Origin of the sequence: Enterobacter sp. Sphag1F (genome assembly GCF_014193275.1) — a bacterium.
Classification (GTDB): Bacteria; Pseudomonadota; Gammaproteobacteria; order Enterobacterales; family Enterobacteriaceae; genus Pantoea; species Pantoea symbiotica.
In genome coordinates, this window is record NZ_JACHZD010000001.1 from 16,746 (window position 1) to 36,347 (window position 19,602).

Below are 19,602 nucleotides of genomic sequence, written 5' to 3' on the forward strand. Positions count from 1 at the left end.
GATTGCTTGCGATGACGTTGTTACCCTTCGCGCTTTTTCAGCCACTCTTGCAGCTTGCGAAGTGAAACAGGCGCCTGATACACCGTTCCTTTTCCCTCCTTGAGTGGACGTAACAATCCCTGTTCGGTGAGATTTTTCAGGCGCGCACGCGCGGTGTTATCCGCAATGCCGAGCCGCGATTTAATTCCGGCAGAACTCAGTAACGAACCCGGCGCATTCAGTGCGATTGCCATGATATCCAGCTCACCTTTGGCTAAGGTCATATTCTCTTCCACCCACGTCACCAGACGCTCCCGCTCTTTGTGCAGCGTGGCGATTTGCTCGGTAAATGCATTAACCGCGCGCATCACCACTTCACACTGAAACTGCACGAAATAGGTCAGATCCATCTCATCGGTTTCGCTGTACAGATAGGAGATGCCGTACTTTACCGCTGCGGCTTTCAACAGCTTGCTGATAGAGATGTAGCGGAACGCGCTGTAACCGTGACGAATCAGATGATGGTAGAACAGCCCGCGCGCGGTGCGACCGTTGCCATCATTAAAGGGATGAATGTAGCCGATGGCAAAGTGCATTACGCTGGCGACCAGCAACGGATGCGTGCCCTGCTGCTCCAGCCACGCAACTTCGGCGCATAACGCGTCCAGCAGGCTATTCAGCCGCTGATAATCCGGCGGTTGATGAATGATTTCGCCGTCTCGCCCGGCAACAAACACATCGTTATTGTCACGCACGGCACCGGGCCGATATTTGTCATCATTAATGCCAGCGCAGGCGATGTGATGAATTTCCAGAATATCGGCGCGTGTTAACGGCGCATCACCCAGCGTGGCAATGTGCTGCATTAGCCGCCAGTTGCCCATGATCATGCTTTCATCTTCGTTGCGCGGTGCACGCCCCACCGCCAGCAACTCCATCGCCACCCGCGAGGTTGTCGCCGCGCCTTCCAACTGACTGGATGAGATCGCCTCTTCCATGATCAGCTGAGACATCAGGTAAGAAGCCGCGTCCTCATCCGTCGGTTCGCCATTGCGCGCAAAGGTCATACGATCGACTGCCGACATCGCCGCCGTGATTTTGGCCGTGAGGTTACAGGTCACGGTTTGATCGGCGATCACAAAGTGCTGCGCGCTGCTGCGGCGCTTGAATTTCAATGCGCTCCACAGTTTCTCACGCATCTGGCCATCACTGACTCGACGATACAATTCATCGAAATGCAGATAGCGCTCATCCCACTCGGCATGACTAGCGAGGAGCGAATTAATCTCACTGATACTCAACGAATCAATAAGTTGAGCAGGCGGACGACGCATTTTCATCTCAAGCAATCTCAAAAACAGTGTATTTTGAGTTTACTTGAGATTAGCTGCGACGACAAATGGCGCTTACAGCGCGGTTAGCTGCCGTGTCGCTGGCAGAATGTGCGAAGATCGGATGACTGGAAATCCGCCAGATTCGTCATCAATTTCTCCAGCGGCCAGTTCCACCAGGCAATTGCCTGCAGTTGTGCGGCAATATCCGCAGCGAAACGCGCACGGATCACTTTGGCTGGCACGCCACCGACAATGGTGTAAGGCGGTACATCTTTCGTCACCACCGCACCGGCCGCCAGCACCGCGCCATCCCCCACCGTTACGCCCGGCAGAACGATCACGCCATGCCCAATCCACACGTCATTACCAATAATCACGCGATCGGCGCGTCGCTCGGCAAAGAAGCCATTATCGCGCTCCGCCTGCCCATCGTAGTATTCCGGGCAGTAGGTGAAACGGTGCTGAGAAGCGCGGTCCATCGGATGATTGGGCGCGCCAATCCGCACATGATTGGCAATGGCGGTAAAGCGCCCAATTTGCGCATCGGCGACACAGCAGTGCTCACCGAGATAGGAGAAATCGCCGAGTTCGCTATATTCGATATAGGTTTCGGCCAGCACTTCACATTGCGCGCCAATCTGGGTTTCGCGCATACGCACGCTGGGATCGATAACGGTGTGTTGCAGTTTTGCCGGTTGCACAGCAGCTAGTGCCATAATCAAAGCTCCGTGTGGTCAGATGTCTGGATAAGCGGTTGCGACTGGGCAACCGCGAGCCATCACGCTACAGCGACAAGATGACAGAAATGCTATTGTGCGCATCTGCAATGGGCGATTTGAGGAAAGGGAATGAGAACACCGTGGTCAATACTGGCGCTGTTGTGGTCAGCCGGACAGGCATCTGCCGCGCTGCCCGCCGACATCAAAGCCGGTGATATTGTGCAAGTGCAGTTAGCGCAACTCCATCCGACGCAGGCCGCGATTGGCTATCGTCAGCTGGATTACAAACAACATCGTTATGAAGCCGAACCGAAAAAGCTGTTTGATGATTATTGCGAAAGCATGGGTCAGAAAGGCGTCGATAAATTTGATAGTAAATCACGTCTCTCGCAGCCCAGCAGCTTCAGTTGTAAAGCGCCGGTTGGCAGCGAACCTGGCCCGATGAAAACGGCGGTGATTGCACCGGATAATGTGCTGTACCTTACCGATGGTCATCATACTTTCAGTAATTTCGCCGATATCGCCGGTCTCAACACGCCGGTGCAGGTACGCATTACTAATGACTTCCGCAGCCTGAAAACCATGTCCGCCTTCTGGCAAAAAATGGAAGCGGCACATCTGGTGTGGCTGGACACGCCATCCGGCAAAATTAAACCGGATGCGCTGCCGAAAGAGCTGGGCCGCCAGCACATGCAGAATGATGAATATCGCTCGCTGGTCTATTTCGTGCGCGATATTGGCTTTGATAAAGAGCAAAATCCGCCGCCGTTCCTTGAATTCTACTGGGGCAAATGGCTGGAAACACAGCTCCCGCTTAAAAACTTTGATCTCAACAATCGCGGCGGTTACGCCAAAGCGCTGGAAACCATCGCTGAGAAGATGACCAGCGTGCCGAAAGACACGGTAATTGCGCACAGCGATAGCGGCGCGCTGACGGCGGATCGGTTAGGCGCACGCAAGAAAGTGAACGAGAAGAAGCTGGAAAAGCTGGTCTCCGACAACGGCAAATTGACGTGGGCCTTTGCGCAATAACCATACGGTCGCCATAAATGGCGACCCTACATTCGCATCGGCCAGTCGGGATTCGCCAGTGCGCTTTTGCCAATCGACATATAATCCGCGCCCTGCTCCTGCGCCGCCGGGCTGGAATCCGCGCGTGCTATTGAGATTGCCTTGCGAGATGCGCAACCGCAGCTGCTCGGCGTGTGGGCGCTGTTTCCCACCGCTCGCCATTTGCCAACGCGCGTCACGGTCCTTCTGAATGCCCTGAAACAGGCGATGGCGTGAGAATTCAGAAAAAGCTAACGGCGATCGTGGTTATAGTTATTCACTTATTGAGATCACGGAGGCCAACAGTGAAACCTGAAATCTATACGCTTGCTTCAACTGAGATTTACCGTAACCGCTGGTTGACCTTGAAAGAGGACAAGATCCAGCGCGCCGATGGCAGCGAAGGCATCTATTCGGTGATTGAGAAGAATGATTTTGTGGTGATTTTGCCAGTTGAGGGTGATCACATCTATGTGGTTGAACAGTTCCGCTATCCGCTGGGTGAACGCACCATTGAACTGCCACAGGGAAGCTGGGAACTTGCGCCCGATGCCGCGCCTGAAGATCTTGCCGCTGGCGAGCTACTAGAAGAAACCGGGCTCATTGCCGGGCAGCTTGAACACGTGGGTTATCAAAAATTAGCGCAAGGCTATTCCGCGCAGGGCTATCACATTTATCTGGCGAGTAACCTGAGCTATCAGGGACAAAATCTGGATGCAGAAGAAGTAGGATTAACCGCGAGAAAAATCAAAACTGTCGAATTTCTTGAATTAATTCTGGCAGGCAAGATCACCGACGCAACGTCTGTGACCGCGTTTCTGCTGGCCAGAGCGAAGAATCTTATCGACTAATCTCGTCTTTAGCAGCCGCTTGATCAATGCGGCTGCTAAGGTTGCGGCCTTACTTGCTGGACGGTTTCAAGGCCAGTGAGCGGTTGTTCTTTACGCGCACCACCGTTCTCACCATCGCCAGCGTGGCAACAATGAGCAATATGCCGCCCACCATCGCCATGGCTTTAAAACCAAGATGTTTAAACATCATCAGCCCGACAATCCCGCCAATCAGGAAAGAGAAAATGGTGGTCAGATGCGTCCACAGCTGGCGTTTCTGGCCCGAGATCTGCTTTGACGGATCGCGGCGGAACAGCGCGGCTAATACAGATGCCAGTGAAATCCCGGCATCGGTCAGCGTGCCGGTAATATGGGTTGAGCGCACGCGGCCATTGGATAACTGCGTAGAGGTTGAATTATGCACGCCCATCAGGAAGCCCAGAATAACAATAACTTCCCGGTTATTGGCCGATGAATAAAAGAACATTTCAAACAGCGATAACGCGATTAAGGCCAGCCCTTCAACCCACAGTATTTGGCAGAATATAATACGATTGCCGTTGGCTAATCCGCTGATCACCACCATTCTCGCCGTGACCGCACCACAAACAAAGGCAAACAGAATGGTGGCTAAAAAGGTGATATCGCGGAAATTAACGTTCGATACTTCACTGGATAATTGTGAGGTATTACCTGACATGTGTGAGGGGAAAAAGCCAAACGCCCCCAAAGCGATAGCATTGAGCACGCCGGCTGCGGTGGCAAGCCACATGGCCAGATTCCTGTCCTCGTCATGCGTTCGTGTGCGTTTAAGTTTAATCAGCATCAGATACCTCATTATTCTGAACCAGGGCCGAATAATAACCATAGAGCACTACGCCGCGTTCATGACCAGGAAATTCCCGAATAAGACGCTGAACATATTAAAGAAAGTAAAAAAATCAACGTGGCGGGAATATATTTAAATTAATGTAAAGATTGGCATGCCATATAATCGTAGGGTCGCCATTTATGGTGACCACCTTTTTACGAATTAACCGAATGATTTATTTTCATTGGGGCGACCACCACATTTACCCCTAAATCCTGCATACGACGCAAAATAGGCACCGGCGTGCCCTGATTGACAATCACCACATCGAATTCACTCAGATGCGCAAAGCGGTGCAGCGCCCGACGTTCAAATTTGGTGTTATCCATCATCAGAATGCGCTTCTGCGCGGCGTCAAACATCGCGCGTTTGGTCTCTACCGTTTCAGCAGATTGATGGAACACCGCATCGTCGATAATCGCTGACATGCTGACGAAAAACACGTCGGCACGCAGGCTGGCAATTTCATCCCGCGTCATACGGCCCATAAACGCATTGCACCAGTGATAGAACTGTCCGCCTAAGCCCATCAAGGTGATATCGCGGCCGTTGCGTAGCTCGTTCATCAAAGTAAGTGAATTGGTGATTACCGTTAGCGGCGCGCGTGCGGAGAGCAGTCGCGCCATCTGCAGCACGGTAGTTGAATCATCGAGGAAAATCGCCTGCCCCGGTTCGAGATAGGTGGCGGCGACATCGGCAATCGCCTGCTTCTCTTCCAGTTGACGCGTGGCGCGGTAGATATCGCTGGATTCAACCAGGCTGGTTGGCGTCGCGGATACCACGCCACGCGATTTATGCAGCAAACCGCGTTCAACCATCTCGTCAATATCGCGATGTGCGGTCATCAAACTGATGCCAAAGCGATCGGTGATATCTTCGATGCGGATCGCCCCTTCAGCCATTACCGCTTCGGCGATTAGCTGACGACGGGCGAGTTGGCGCGCCTGACGGCTATCGCTGGGTAAGGTTTCGGCCATAAATACACCAAGGGAAGAGTCCTGCGGGTTGTGCGCCATATTTCATCCGGGAAAGTGAAGCGGAAAGCGGGTTCGGCACTCATTACAGCGTTTAAAACGGGTTTTGGCAAATGCTGAGGTCGCCATAAATGGCGACCCTACATAGCGCGATATCTTCTGTAGGGTCGCCATTTATGGCGACCTGGTTTATTTACTGCTTCAGAACAAACGGTGAAGCAAAGTTACCGGCGTTCTCTTTGGTAATCAGGATGCAGTCAAACAGCTGCTTCTCCGATGCCGCTCCGGTTTTGCCGGTTTTCAGGAAGCTATCCGCCTGCTCGACTGCTTTCTGCGCGAACTGGGCCACAGGCTGCATCACGGTGTAAGCCAGTGTACCGGCTTTCACGGCGTCGACCGCATCCGGTGAACCGTCAAAACCGCCGACTTTGATCTGATTCAGTTTGCCAGCTTCTTTCAGCGCAGCGATCGCGCCCAGCGCCATTTCGTCATTGCCGCTGATCACACCTTTGATGTTGGGATTGGCCTGCAGCAGCGACTGCATTTTATTGAAGCCCTGGGTGCGGTCCCAGTTAGCCACTTCCTGGCCTACTTTCTTCAGCGTGGGGTATTGCGTCAGCACGGTGTCAAAACCATTGGCGCGGGTGGCGGCGTTATTGTCCGATGGCGGGCCAACCAGCTCGACATAGTTCGCGGTATCGCCCACCTGCTTCACCCACTCCATCGCGCCAACCGCCGCGCCCTGCGCGTTGTTGGATACCAGCTGCGCTTTGGCGAGCCCGCTTTGGTTCAGTTCGGCGTTGATGATAAACACCGGAATATTAGCGGCGATGGCTTTTTTCACCGAGCCGACCGAGCCATCGGCGTTAGCCGGATCGAGAATAATCGCTTTCGATTTATTAGTGATCGCCGTATCTATCAGCTGGCTTTCGGTATTGGTATCGCCTTTGTGTGCACTGACTTTGGCGCTGTAGCCCAGCTTTTCAGCGGCTTTCTGCGCCACCTGACCTTCCGTCAGCCAGTAAGGGTTGGAAGGATCGTTAACGATAATCGTCATTAACCCGTTATCTGCCCAGGTGGGTGCAGCAAAAGTGGTGATGGCCATAGCTGCGGCCGCGATGAAGAGACGTTTAGTGAACATAGTTGGTGCTCCGTTATTATATGGGGTACAGGTTTTACGGATATCCGCGCGCTGCTGAAACAGCGCGCGTGAGTTAGCGAGCGCGCCGTCCGTATTGCAGGGTGTTGAGCAATACCGCCAGCACGATCACGGCACCAGTGAACACCGTCTGCCAGTAAGCAGAGACGCCGATAATCACCAGGCCATCAGAGAGAAAACCAATCACGAACGCGCCAAGCAGCGTACCGCGCACGTTGCCGCGTCCACCGGTCAGCGCCGCGCCACCGATCACCACCGCCGCAATCGCGGTCAATTCATAGGTGGTACCGGCGGTTGGGCCCGCCGAGGTGAGCTGTGAGGAGAGCACCAGCCCGGCGAGTGCGGCGCAGACGCCAGACAACACATAGACGCTGATTTTGATGCGCTTCACCGGCACACCCGACAGATCGGCCGCGCGTTCGTTACCACCCGAAGCGTACAGCCAGCGACCAAACGCCGAGCGGCTTAGCAGGAAACCACATGCCAGCGCCACCACGCCCAGCACCAGCACGCCAACCGGGATATTGAAGATGCGATTAAAGCCGAGCCAGTCGAAGCCGGTATTCCCCAGCGCTTCACTGCCTGAGAGTTTGTTGTAAGTCAAACCGTTGGTGATCAGCAGCGCAATGCCGCGCGCCACATACATGGTGCCGAGCGTGGCGACGAATGCCGGAACGCGGAACCAGGCGATCAGTACGCCGTTGACTAATCCCACCAGCGCGCCAACCACCAGCGTCAAAATCGCCACCGCCCACACCGGCAGATAGAGCACCACGCCGAGCGCTTCCAGATTGATGCCCTGCATCATAAATCCGGCCATTACACCGGCGAGACCGAGCGTAGAGCCCACCGATAAATCAATGCCGCCGTTGAGGATCACCAACAGCATGCCGATCGCCGGCAGACCGAAAATCGCCACGTGCGATGCCATGGTGAGGAAGTTGGCGCCGGTAAAGTAGTTGGGCGATAACATTGAGAAGGTAGCGATAATCACCAGCAGCGCGATGAACGCGCGCCCTTCCAGCAGCAGCCGCGCCACATTCAGCTGCTTGTCGCTTTTTTTCTTGTTAACCACCGGCGGCGTATCCAGCGTTTGTGTTCTGTCAGTCATACCTTTTGCTCCACTTTTCATGTCATGCCACCAGAGACTCGCCTGAAGCGGCCATAATGCGTTCTTTACTGACGCTTGCGTCGAAGATGGCGGAGATGCGCCCTTTGCTCATCACCACAATGCGATGCGCAATACTCAGACATTCGCCCACTTCCGAGGTGGTATACACCACCGCCAGCCCCTTTTTGGCGTTCTCCGCCAGCAGGCGAAACACTTCCGCTTTAGCGCCGATATCAATGCCACGGCTCGGCTCATCCAGCAGAATCACTTTGGGACGGGTGGCGAGCATTTTGCCTATCACCACTTTTTGCTGATTGCCGCCGGAGAGCGATCCAATCGCCGCATCGCCACCGGCGGTCTTCACCGTCACGTTGCGAATGCTGTCGTTAACCAGCTGTTTTTCCCGGCTTCTGGAGAGCACCAGCCCGCGCACAAAGTCGCCGATGCTGGCGAGCGACAGGTTTTCACCCACCGACATGGTTTGTACCAGGCCATCGCGCTGCCGATCTTCTGGTACCAGCGCCAGCCCAATTTGAATGCGTTGGGAAATGTTCAGCGCGGAGATATCGGTGTCCTGCAGCAGAATATGGCCGCTGCTTTGATGCAGACGTCCGGCGATGCACTCCAGCAGTTCGGTGCGCCCCGCGCCCATCAGCCCGTAAATGCAGACGATCTCGCCGGCTTGCACCGCCAGCGATAAGTTGTCCACCAGCCGAATGCCGGTTTTACTTTTCAGCGTCAGATCTTTCACCGTCAGCGCCGGCAGCCCGAAGTCGTAACCCTGCGGTGGCGATCCCAGATCAAAGTGATCGCCGACCATGTTGCGCACGATCCATTCGAGATCGATCTCATCGCGTTTGGCGTAGGCGGTCATCACGCCATCGCGCAGCACCACCGCGCGATCGGTAATCTCCAGCGCCTCTTCCAGATGATGCGAGATATAGACAATCGCCACGCCCTGGCTGGTTAAATCACGGATCACCTGGAACAGCACCGCCACTTCTGCTGCGCTGAGTGCCGAGGTGGGTTCATCCATGATCAGAATCTGCGAATTGACCGACAGCGCGCGCGCAATCTCCACAATCTGCTGTTGGCCCAGACGCAGGTTCTCCACTGGCGTTAGCGGATCAATCTCCTCCTCCAGCGCTGCCATCAGGTGCGCCGTCACGCGCGCCTCTTCGGCATAATCAACGCCGCCCGGCTTCATGATTTCGCGCCCCATAAAGATGTTGTCGCGCACGTTCATATTTGGCGCGAGATTCAACTCCTGATGGATAATCGAGATGCCGCAGTCACGCGCTTCGGTGGCGGATCGAAAGGTCTTCTCCTCGCCGTGTAATAAGATTTCCCCGGTTGTTGGCGTAATCACGCCAGACAAAATTTTCATCAGCGTCGATTTACCCGCGCCGTTTTCACCAAACAGCGTGGTCACTTCGCCACGACGAATTTCGAAATTGACGCCCTTCAGCGCGTGCGTGGAGCCGTACACTTTGCTGACGTTGCGCGCCTGCAGAATCACTTCGCCTTTCAGCAAGGCGGGATTGAGGTTGAACGGTTTCATTTCACCTCCATGCTGACCGGCGTCACCATCCAGTTTTTTGCGTTGAGCAAGCGGAACACGCCAACTACCTGCACGGTTTTGCCCGGCAACGCATCGCGATCCAGCTTGTCGAGCACCGCGCTTTTCATCGCACGATTGATCGCCGAACCGGCATTTTGATACTCGATTTGGTTAGTGAAATCGCCGAACTGAATCTTGCCATTGGCGTCACGCAGATCGGTGCCGGTAATCGCCGGACCGGTTTGCAGCCGCACCTGCATATCTGTCGGCAATCCGTCGATTTTCAGCGGAAAGATGCCCATCTGCCCGGCTTGCACCACGCCTGAGAATTTGACGGCGAAGACCGGCAGCGGCGCGCCAACGCCATACTTCTGCACCGCTTCCTGCTGATTAGCCTGCAGCGCATCGGCTAACGTTTTGGCCTCTACCGCACGTGATGCAACATCCTGCTGAATGGTAGGGAAGGTTTTCTGGCCGTAACTGTCCGGCGAGAAGCCTTGTTCCTGCGCGTCATCGGCGGAACCAATTTTTACCACCTTGGTGTCGAGCGCCATCGCCGCAATCACCGCAATCACTACCACGCCGAGGGTGGCGTAGCGCCGGACGCGCTTGCGGGAAATTTGCTGGGCCTGAATTGAGACATCGGACATAACGTGACCTCTCACTGACATCAGCTGCGATAATCGCGCCGATAATGTTATAAATGTGATAACTTGTGTGATGAGAATTGTGCTGATGTGACTAAATTGTCAACAGGTGACGCGCAATTTTTTCAGGAGAGCGATCTGGATCGCTTATTTGATGTCGGTCTCGTCACAAAGCGCATTAAACCCCGCCATATAAGCCTTTACGGCGTGATATCTCATTTCTTCTTGTGAGGTTTTACCTGCTAATCCGTGATCTGCTTCGCTATCCGAAATGAAATTTATTGGTTTTATCGAAAAATAATACAGTTGATATGTTATCTCAGTGAGAAGTGGTGTAAGACATTATTTAGCAAATTCATCACAGCCCATTAACACCTTTCCGGTGATCACGGCGATGAACAGAACTCTTCTTCTTTCGGAGGTGTACGTGGATAGTGGCGATATCATTCTGGGTCTGGATTCCGGCACCTCGGTGGTTAAAGCGGTGGCGTTTGATCTGGAAGGCACGCAACTGGCATGCGCATCGGTGCGTAACAGTTATTACCGCAGCGAAGGCGGCGCGGCGCAGCAGTCAATGAGCCAAACCTGGCAGGATGCGGTCACCGCGATACGTAAACTGGGCGAGCGCGTCGACAATCTCGCCGCGCGGGTTGTTGCAGTGGCCGTCACCGCACAAGGCGACGGCAGCTGGCTGGTGGGTGCCAATAATCAACCGGTCGGCGATGCGTGGATCTGGTTAGATGCGCGCGCGGCACCGACGGTTGAAAAACTCAATCAACATCCGTTAGCTGCCGCACGCTTTAGCGCTACCGGCACCGGACTCAACACCTGTCAGCAGGGATCGCAGCTGGCGCACATGGATCACTTCTTTCCCGAGCTGTTAGCCAACAGCGAAGTGGCGCTGCACTGCAAAGATTGGCTTTACCTCAATCTCACTGGTATTCGCGCCACCGATCCTTCCGAGGCCAGCTTTACCTTTGGCAACTTCCGCCACCAGCGTTATGACGATCAGGTGATTGCCGCGCTGGGGCTGGAACAGCGTCGCCATCTGCTACCGGAAATTATCGAAGGCACGGAAACCACGCATCCATTAACCGCTGAAGCCGCGCAGGCCACCGGTTTACGGGCCGGCACGCCAATCTGCCTCGGCTATGTCGATATGGCGATGACCGCGCTTGGCGCTGGCGTGCATACCGGGGAAGTCAATACCGCATGCTCGATTGTCGGATCGACCGGCGTACATCTGCGCAGCGTCACCATCGATGAAGTGTGGCTGAATCCGGCGCAAACCGGCTACGTGATTCCACTGCCTTGGCCGGGCTATGTCACGCAGGTGCAAACCAACATGGCATCGACACTCAATCTCGACTGGTTGCTGAATCTCGCCAGCGATCTGCTTAATGGCTTTGGTTGCGAAATCGATCATGCCCGATTGGTGGGACATATCGATCGCTGGCTCAACGCGGCCAAGCCCGGCAGCCTGCTTTATCACCCTTATATCTCGATTGCCGGTGAGCGCGGACCGTTTGTCAATGCCGAGGCGCGCGCCAGCTTTACCGGCCTGAGTTACACCCACAATTTTGGCGATCTGGTGCGGGCGGTAATCGAAGGCATCGGTTTTGCCGCGCGCGATTGCTATCAGGCGATGGGCAGTTTGCCGGGCGAAATTCGTTTAACCGGCGGCGCGGTGCGTTCGCAGCCGTTACGCCAGATTTTGTCGGCCTGCATTGGTGCGCCGGTGCGCATCAGCCAGCGCGACGAAGCCGGAGCGGCCGGTGCCGCGATGATGGCGGCGGTAGCGATTGGCGCCTATCCGTCGATGGAGAGCTGCGTCAAAACCTGGGTGATGCCGCTGCTGGATGCGCCCGAAGCGCCAGCCAACGAACTGATGCAGCGCTACAACCAGCTGTTCCCCACCTATCAGCAGATGCGTAACGATCTTCCTGCCGCCTGGCACGCGCTAAAACAGTTTTAAGGAGTAAATCATGAGTGAACACATGCTGGATCTGTTTGTGATTGGCGGCGGTATCAACGGTGCGGGTATCGCACGTGACGCCGCCGGTCGCGGCTTGTCGGTGATGATGTGTGAGAAAGACGACCTCGCGCAGGGCACCTCATCGCGCTCCGGCAAGCTGGTGCACGGCGGCCTGCGTTATCTGGAGTATTACGAGTTTCGTCTGGTGCGTGAGGCGCTGATCGAGCGCGAAGTGCTGCTCAACGCCGCGCCACATATCATCTGGCCGATGCGCTTTGTGTTGCCGCACAGTCCAACCGATCGCCCGGCGTGGCTGGTGCGCCTCGGCCTGTTTCTCTACGACCACCTTGGCGGCCGTCAGAAACTGCCGGGCACGCGTTCACTGGATTTACGCCGCGATCCTGAAGGTGCGCCATTGCTGGACAGCTACAGCAAAGGATTCGAATACTCCGATTGTTGGGTGGATGATGCGCGGCTGGTGACGCTGAATGCGCTGGATGCCGCCGAGCGTGGTGCCACCATTCTGCCGCGCACCCGCTGCGTGGCGGCGACGCGTCATAACGGTAAGTGGGAAATCACCCTGCAGGATGCCAGCGGCACCTCGCGCACCGTGTTTGCCAAAGTGCTGGTCAACGCTGCCGGGCCGTGGGTACTGGATATCGTTAATCAGGTGACGCACACCAAAAGCAGTCGCAACGTGCGGCTGGTGAAAGGCTCGCACATCATCGTGCCGAAATTCTGGGAAGGCCAGCAGGCGTATCTGGTGCAGAACACCGACAAGCGGGTGATTTTTATTAATCCGTATGAAGGCGATAAAGCGCTGATCGGCACCACCGATATTCCGTGGCAGGGCAAAGCGGAAGCGGTCACCGCCGACGACAGCGAACAGCAATATCTGATCGACGTTGTAAATCGCTACTTCAAGGTGAAACTGCGCGCCAGCGATGTGATCACGCGCTTTTCCGGCGTGCGTCCGCTGTTTGATGACGGCAAAGGCAATCCATCGGCGGTGACCCGTGATTACGTGTTTGACCTCGACGATCAGCAAAACGCCCCGCTGCTGCATGTGTTTGGCGGCAAGATCACCACCTTCCGCAAGCTGGCTGAACACGCCATTCAGAAGCTGGCACCTTTCTTCCCCAACATGGGCGCGGACTGGACGCGTGGCGCCACCTTACCGGGCGGCGATATGCCACACGCCGATTTCGACAGTTTCTTAGAGCAGGTTAAAGCGCGCTGGCCGTGGCTGCCGCAGCCGCTGCGTAAACACTATGCGCGGCTGTATGGCACGCGTATCGATAAGTTGATCGGTCATGCCAATGCGCTGGGCGATCTTGGCCGTCATTTTGGCGGGCAGCTGTATGAAGCCGAAGTGCGTTATCTGGTGGAAAATGAGTGGGCGCAACAGGCTGAGGATGTGCTGTGGCGTCGTACCAAGCATAAATTGCACCTCGATGACGCGCAGCAACAGGCTTTCACCCAATGGTTCAACGCTACCTTTGCTGCTCCCGCGCCGCTGCGTGCGCATGCCGGATAAGAGGTGAAACATGCCGTTAACGCTGTCACTGAATACCAATCCGCTGGTGAATCGCTTTGCCGATCCGCAGGATTTGATTACCACCGTGGCGCAGCAGATCCGCATCCGTGATTTGCAGCTCACCCATGAATTCATCAATCCCGGCTGGCCCGCTGCGACCATCACGCGCATGACGCGCCTGATGCAACAGGCGCTGCGCGCCACCGGCGTGCGCGTCACCTCCGGCATGACTGGGCCTTATGGTCGACTCAACCACTTTGGCCATCCTGATGTTGAAGTGCGCCGCTATTACGTCGACTGGTTTAAAACCTTCGCTGATATCACCGCCGAACTGGGCGGCGACTCGGTGGGATCGCAGTTCGCCATCTTTACTCAACAGGATTTCAATGATATTGCACGCCGCGAAGCGCTGATCGATATCGCCATTGATTGCTGGGCGGACGTTGCCGAACACGCCAAAGCCGCCGGACTGAAATACCTGTTTTGGGAGCCGATGAGCGTGGGCCGCGAGTTTGGTGAAACCATTCCTGCCTGTTTAGCGCTGCAGCAGCGTTTGAGCGAAGCCTCGATGGTGCTGCCGATGTGGATGATGGCGGATATCGATCACGGTGATGTTACCTCCGCCGATCCGCGCGATTACGATCCCTATGCGTGGGCCGAAGCGGTGCCGCGTTATTCTCCGATTATCCATATTAAACAGAGCATGCTGGATAAAGGCGGACACAGACCTTTTACATTGCAGTACAATGCCGGCGGCCGCATTCAGCCCCAGCCGCTGCTGGACGCGCTGGCGCGCGGCGGCGCGCAGGATAATGAGATCTGCCTTGAACTGAGCTTTAAAGAGCGCGAGCCAACCGACAGCAATGTGGTGGCCGAGATCGCCGAAAGCGTCGCCTTCTGGGCCGGACATATTGATACCGGCGTGCAGGATCTGCATTTGTCTAATTAACAGGACGTATAAATAATGAAACCGGCACCAACCTCGACTGAACGCGACGAATCTCTGGCGCTGCGCGCCGCCTGGCTGCACTACGTCGGCGGTTTAACGCAGGCGGAAGTGGCGAAACGACTTGGGCTGCCGTCGGTGAAAACGCACCGCATGATTGCGCGCATGGTGGCGGAAGGCGCGGTCAAGGTGTCGATTGATGGCGATATCGTCGCCTGCGTCGCGTTAGAAGATCGGCTGCGGGCGAAATTCGCGCTTAACTTCTGTCATGTCGCGCCTGACCTTGGTGAAGAAGATTTGCCGGTACGTGCGCTGGGTATGGCGGGCGCGGATTATCTGCGTAACCTGCTCACCGCGTCGCCTTCCACCACGCTAGGTCTGGGACACGGCCGCACCCTTTCCGCCGCCATCCACCAATTGCCGCGTATTGATGCGCCGCACATGCGCTTTGTCTCGCTGCTCGGCTGTTTAACCCGCAACTACGCGCTCAATCCCCACGACGTCATGCATCGTATCGCCGAGAAAACCGGTGCGCAGGCTTACATGATGCCTGTGCCTTTCTTTGCGAATACTCAGGAAGATCGTGAAGTGTTGCTGGCGCAGCGCGGTGTGAGCGAGGTGTTTGCCATGGCGGCGCAGAGTGAAGTCAAACTGGTGGGCATTGGCACCGTCGAACCCGCCGCTCAGCTGGTTGAAGCCGGCATGATTGATGAAGCGGAGATCAATGATATCTCTTCATCCGGAGCGGTCGGCGAACTGCTGGGACACTTCTTCGATGCCAATGGGCAGATGATTCACACCAACCTGACGGCACGCACCTTGTCGGTGGATCTCGATCTTTCGCATCGCGCAGAGATTGTCGCCCTGGCGGGTGGCGCCAGTAAAGTCGCAGCGATTCGCGCCGTGCTGGCCAGTGGTCTGGTGACCGGTTTGATTACGGATGAGGTGACGGCGCAGGCGTTGGTGGGTTAAAGCAGAATGGTTAAATGTTCTCTGTATGGCACCAATAAGTATCATTGGTACCATACAGAGAACATCCATGGCGGTTTACAACATTGATAAAATCCTTCACATCAGGCTATGATGTTCCATATATTGTACATATAACGCTTATTGGTACCGTGTATGGAACAAATCATGACTTCTCTTACTTCACCAACCTCACGCTATGCGCAGGAAGCGATTGCCCTATTAGCTTCCTTGATTCGTGCTGAACGGATCGAGAAGCAAATTCCGGTATCCGAGTTGGCTGAAAGAGCCGGCATTTCGCGCGGGACTTTGCATCGTATTGAGCAAGGCGATGTGAAATGTCAGATTGGCAGTTATTTCGAGATTGCGGCCATCCTGGGCATTTCCCTGTTTGATACAGAGGTGAGTTTGCCCTCATTAGTCAGCCATCGAAACCGTGTTGAGGAAAAGCTAAAGCTGTTACCTAAACACACCAGCAAAAAAAAGAGCAGCAGGAAGGTGAAGGATGACTTCTGAAGCGCGTTTAAGAGACGCTTACGTATGGATATGGCTACCAGGTGAAACATCGCCAGTGGTGGCGGGCAGGCTAGAGGCTGAAGGCGATACGCTGTTTTTCAACTATGGTCGTAGTTATCTGCAGCGAGAAAACTGCATTCCGCTCAATCCCAATGAACTTCCTCTGCAGACTGGCGTTATTTCGCCGCTGAATGGGTTAACGATTGCGGGCTGTATTCGTGATAGCGCGCCTGATGCCTGGGGACGTCGTGTCATTATCAACCGTCGAATGGGACGTAAAGGCGCTAATGTCGATACCGGAATACTCGATGAGCTGACATATCTCATCGAGTCCGGTTCAGATCGTATTGGTGCGCTTGATTTCCAGCACTCGGCAACGGAGTACGTTCCGCGATCGGCTGCGAATGTCACCCTTCCTGAATTACTGGAGTCTGCTGATCGGGTCGAAAAAGGCGTACCGCTAACACCTGAATTGGATCAGGCGCTTTTTCATGGGACGTCGATCGGTGGCGCGCGGCCCAAAGCGCTGATCGAGGCCGAGGGAAAAAAATACATTGCTAAGTTTTCTGCCAGTACGGATATCTGGAATGTGGTGAAAGGCGAATTCCTGGCGATGCGATTGGCGCAGTTGGCAGGTTTGCATGTTGCTCCGGTCAAGTTAGTCAAAGCAGCCGGACGCGATGTGATCATGATTGAGCGTTTCGACCGCGAACAAAAAGCCGATGGATGGACACGAAAAGTGATGCTTTCGGCGCTGACCTTGTTTGAACTCGACGATATGCTGGCGCGCTATGCCAGTTACGAAACACTCGCTGAAATTATTCGTCAGCGCTTTGCCTCGCCCAAAGAGACTTTGCTGGAACTGTATAAACGGCTTTGCTTCAATATTCTCTGCGGCAATACCGATGACCACGCCCGCAATCATGCTGCCTTCTGGAACGGTAACAGCTTCAGTCTTACGCCTGCTTATGATATTTGCCCGCAAGGCCGCGCTGGCAACGAAGCCTCACAGGCGATGCTGATTAGCGGCAACAATAATTTGAGTCGCATGAGCAGTTGTCTGGATGCCGCTCATCACTTTGCTTTGAGTCGCGCTGACGCTCATGCGCATTTCATGATGTTAAAAACGGCTATCGAAACCTATTGGCATCATGTTTGTGATGAAGCCGAACTGAGCCAGGTGGATCGGGAAAGTCTGTGGAACAGGCAATTCATCAATCCTTTTTCACTTGAATAACTGATCGCTTAAGTTAAACCACACTCACTTCCACACCCTTCTCACGCAGCGTTTTTAGATAGCTTCCCTCAAGTTCGGCATCGGTGATCAGCTGTTTAAACGGCTGAAGCGGTGCCAGCGCAAACGGATGAATCTGGCCAAACTTAGAGGAATCCGTCAACGCGATGGTGTGCGTGGGTTTTTCCATGATGGCGTTAACTACGTCACAGCGCAGCATATCGCGGCCGGTAAAGCCAGTGACCGCATCCCAGCCATCAATGCCGATAAACGCCTTGTGGAAATTGAGGTGCTGAATACACAAACGCGTCAGCGGCCCCACCACCGATTCACTGCTTTTCTGGAACAGGCCGCCAAGGATGATCACATCGCCGCCCTTTTCGCGCAGCAATCCGGCGATGTAATGGCTCACGGTAATGATGGTGATGTCGTTGCGTTCACTCAGTTCACGCGCCAGCAAGGCGTTGGTGCTGCCGCCTTCGATGAACACCGTTTCACCGCTGTTCACTAGCGACGCCGCGTATTCGGCCAATCGCTTTTTCACCGCGAAGCGGGTTTGCATACGCGCGCCGACGTCATCACTTTCTGGCGCCACGGCAGAACCGTGCACGCGGCGCAGAAAGCCGCCTTTCTCGAGGAGATTGAGATCCTGACGCACCGTCACTTCCGAGACGCCGGTGGTGTGCGCCAGCTCATTTACGCTGACGCTGCCGCGCTCGCTAACCAGTTGGATAATCTGCTGATGACGTGCGTTCATAACACCCGCTGCTGTGAAATTTTTGCCAAGCTTACCAGAAATTTAGCCTAATCCCAGACTGCGGCGACCATGGGCATTTAACGCATCGAGGGAGAAGCGATCGCGCCACTGCGTTTCATAATCCTCCTGCGGGAAATCGCCTGGCGATGCACCGGTGGCCAGCGCTTGCGCCACTTTGGTCGCGTAGGCGGCATTTTTCTCGCACAGTGGTGCGGCGGGAATGTACATCACATTGCCCCAGCCTTGCTGATTCTCTACTGGCGCGACCGAATGGATCACATCGCAGTGCCACCATACCGAATCGCCGGCCTGCAGTGCGGGAATCGAACATAAGCCTTCAATCAGTTCCGGATGCCACTGCGCTGATACCGGCAACACTTTGCCCGGCGCTACGCCGCACAACTCATCTTCCGGTACATCTTTCAACAACGGACGCAGTAACAAATAGGCCATCGCTTCCGGCACCGGCACCACGTGCAGCAAGCCCTGACCAATCTGCATATCCGACAACGCAGTCCAACCCTGGAAGGTCCGGAATACCGAACACTTGGTGGTGGTGCCCGATTGATACTCATTCACTTCGGTGCGATGCGCCGCATCCCAGGGATCGTATTGATCAAACTGGTTGGTGAAAATTTTGCTGAACACTTGCTGATACGCCGGCAATAACCAACGCTCCAGCGCGCCTGAATCGGTGTGCGCACCGAGGCCTTTGGAGGTGGTGCCAGGCAAGCGGCGGCGAATACGATCGGGATAAATAATGCTGACGTCGGGTTCAAACCAACGTGTGCCGCGTGACTCAAACCTCCACAAGCGATTGAGGAATGATTGCGTTTGGGCCATGGCATCGCTTTGGCGCGCTGACATCTGCGCATCGCTCCAGTAAATCGGATAGATTTCCGGGCGTGACGCATCCAGATTGCCGAAGAAGTTATCGCCCGGCCCTTGATAGACGTTGTCGAAATCGTTGTCATCGAGGTACTTGAGCATCGACTCATCCCACGCCAGCGCCTGTTCGCGCGGGAAAGTCTGCTTCACCACCACACAACCGCGTCGACGGATATGATCCTCCACCTCATCGCTAATACGTCCCGCCGCAATATCCTGCTGACTGACCTGCGGCCACGCGCTGCCGTTTTGCGCCTCTTCTGCACGAGCGGCGGCAATTTCGCTGACGATTTTGCTTCTGACTTGTTCAAACAGACCTTCGACATCACCGATCTGCTCTCTCAGCACGCCTTTCATCAGACGAACGTTTTGTTTGAAATCATCAGGTTGTTGCAATGAAGTGAAAGTATTATTCATGACATGCTCCGATTCGTTAACTTGTATGTTTCATTCGAAACTAAATTGCACTTCATTCATAACAAATGCGCAGCAATAAACAATGCCATAAGCGCCGAATCCGGAGATTGATCACATTAAGGTTGAAA

The 19,602-nt window shown here is 55.0% G+C and carries 18 protein-coding genes; 8 read left to right on the forward strand and 10 right to left on the reverse strand.

Going from position 1 to position 19,602, the window contains the following annotated elements:
• Nucleotides 1–20 precede the first annotated feature (20 nt).
• Nucleotides 21–1,313 carry a Fic family protein gene (locus FHW71_RS00060; RefSeq protein ID WP_286176024.1) on the reverse strand — a complete coding sequence of 431 codons (1,293 nt, stop codon included), beginning with the start codon at nucleotides 1,311–1,313 and terminating at the stop codon, nucleotides 21–23.
• A gap of 83 nt (nucleotides 1,314–1,396) precedes the next feature.
• Nucleotides 1,397–2,029 carry a DapH/DapD/GlmU-related protein gene (locus tag FHW71_RS00065; RefSeq protein ID WP_154193439.1) on the reverse strand — a complete coding sequence of 211 codons (633 nt, stop codon included), beginning with the start codon at nucleotides 2,027–2,029 and terminating at the stop codon, nucleotides 1,397–1,399.
• A 132-nt stretch (nucleotides 2,030–2,161) separates the two neighbouring features.
• Between FHW71_RS00065 and FHW71_RS00070 the strand changes: the two genes are divergently transcribed.
• Nucleotides 2,162–3,064: a ParB/Srx family N-terminal domain-containing protein gene (locus FHW71_RS00070; protein ID WP_061720088.1), complete on the forward strand. Its 903-nt coding sequence runs from the start codon at nucleotides 2,162–2,164 to the stop codon at nucleotides 3,062–3,064.
• A 323-nt stretch (nucleotides 3,065–3,387) separates the two neighbouring features.
• Nucleotides 3,388–3,933: an NUDIX hydrolase gene (locus FHW71_RS00075; RefSeq protein ID WP_179450838.1), complete on the forward strand. Its 546-nt coding sequence runs from the start codon at nucleotides 3,388–3,390 to the stop codon at nucleotides 3,931–3,933.
• A 49-nt stretch (nucleotides 3,934–3,982) separates the two neighbouring features.
• Here the strand turns inward: FHW71_RS00075 and FHW71_RS00080 are convergent, their stop codons facing one another.
• The 6 genes from FHW71_RS00080 to FHW71_RS00105 form a co-directional block, all read right to left on the reverse strand.
• The gene (locus FHW71_RS00080) at nucleotides 3,983–4,738 is read right to left on the reverse strand and encodes a YoaK family protein (protein WP_154156145.1); all 756 of its coding nucleotides are present in this window, start codon (nucleotides 4,736–4,738) and stop codon (nucleotides 3,983–3,985) included.
• Between the two features lie 200 nt (nucleotides 4,739–4,938).
• A complete protein-coding gene (locus tag FHW71_RS00085) occupies nucleotides 4,939–5,799 on the reverse strand; it encodes a DeoR/GlpR family DNA-binding transcription regulator (protein WP_008104138.1) in 861 nt (286 codons plus the stop codon).
• Nucleotides 5,800–5,950: 151 nt separating this feature from the next.
• On the reverse strand, nucleotides 5,951–6,898 hold the full coding sequence (locus FHW71_RS00090; protein ID WP_007888383.1) for a D-ribose ABC transporter substrate-binding protein: 948 nt from the start codon (nucleotides 6,896–6,898) through the stop codon (nucleotides 5,951–5,953).
• A 73-nt stretch (nucleotides 6,899–6,971) separates the two neighbouring features.
• Complete coding sequence (locus tag FHW71_RS00095) at nucleotides 6,972–8,027, reverse strand: ABC transporter permease (RefSeq protein ID WP_008104141.1); 1,056 nt, start codon at nucleotides 8,025–8,027, stop codon at nucleotides 6,972–6,974.
• A gap of 22 nt (nucleotides 8,028–8,049) precedes the next feature.
• A complete protein-coding gene (locus tag FHW71_RS00100; RefSeq protein WP_176970455.1) occupies nucleotides 8,050–9,588 on the reverse strand; it encodes a sugar ABC transporter ATP-binding protein in 1,539 nt (512 codons plus the stop codon).
• Nucleotides 9,585–10,238: a DUF2291 domain-containing protein gene (locus tag FHW71_RS00105; protein WP_179450836.1), complete on the reverse strand. Its 654-nt coding sequence runs from the start codon at nucleotides 10,236–10,238 to the stop codon at nucleotides 9,585–9,587. The genes FHW71_RS00100 and FHW71_RS00105 overlap by 4 nt, the downstream gene beginning before the upstream one ends.
• A gap of 424 nt (nucleotides 10,239–10,662) precedes the next feature.
• On the opposite strand from FHW71_RS00105, the gene FHW71_RS00110 reads away from it, so the two are divergent.
• The 6 genes from FHW71_RS00110 (at nucleotide 10,663) to FHW71_RS00135 (ending at nucleotide 17,415) form a co-directional block, all read left to right on the forward strand.
• Entirely contained in the window at nucleotides 10,663–12,210 is a 1,548-nt protein-coding gene (locus tag FHW71_RS00110; protein WP_179450834.1) for an FGGY-family carbohydrate kinase, read from the forward strand.
• 10 nt (nucleotides 12,211–12,220) lie between these two features.
• Nucleotides 12,221–13,747 carry a glycerol-3-phosphate dehydrogenase gene (locus FHW71_RS00115; RefSeq protein WP_179450832.1) on the forward strand — a complete coding sequence of 509 codons (1,527 nt, stop codon included), beginning with the start codon at nucleotides 12,221–12,223 and terminating at the stop codon, nucleotides 13,745–13,747.
• Between the two features lie 10 nt (nucleotides 13,748–13,757).
• Entirely contained in the window at nucleotides 13,758–14,696 is a 939-nt protein-coding gene (locus FHW71_RS00120) for a TIM barrel protein (protein WP_179450830.1), read from the forward strand.
• Nucleotides 14,697–14,711: 15 nt separating this feature from the next.
• Complete coding sequence (locus tag FHW71_RS00125) at nucleotides 14,712–15,665, forward strand: sugar-binding transcriptional regulator (protein WP_179450828.1); 954 nt, start codon at nucleotides 14,712–14,714, stop codon at nucleotides 15,663–15,665.
• 165 nt (nucleotides 15,666–15,830) lie between these two features.
• On the forward strand, nucleotides 15,831–16,178 hold the full coding sequence (locus FHW71_RS00130; protein ID WP_179450826.1) for a helix-turn-helix transcriptional regulator: 348 nt from the start codon (nucleotides 15,831–15,833) through the stop codon (nucleotides 16,176–16,178).
• A complete protein-coding gene (locus tag FHW71_RS00135; RefSeq protein ID WP_179450824.1) occupies nucleotides 16,168–17,415 on the forward strand; it encodes a HipA domain-containing protein in 1,248 nt (415 codons plus the stop codon). Before FHW71_RS00130 ends, FHW71_RS00135 begins: the two co-directional genes overlap by 11 nt.
• A 13-nt stretch (nucleotides 17,416–17,428) precedes the next feature.
• On the opposite strand, the gene FHW71_RS00140 is transcribed toward FHW71_RS00135, so the two are convergent.
• On the reverse strand, nucleotides 17,429–18,169 hold the full coding sequence (locus FHW71_RS00140; protein ID WP_179450822.1) for a DNA-binding transcriptional regulator YciT: 741 nt from the start codon (nucleotides 18,167–18,169) through the stop codon (nucleotides 17,429–17,431).
• A gap of 42 nt (nucleotides 18,170–18,211) precedes the next feature.
• Entirely contained in the window at nucleotides 18,212–19,474 is a 1,263-nt protein-coding gene (locus tag FHW71_RS00145) for a DUF1479 domain-containing protein (protein WP_179450820.1), read from the reverse strand.
• Between the last annotated feature and the right edge of the window lie 128 nt (nucleotides 19,475–19,602).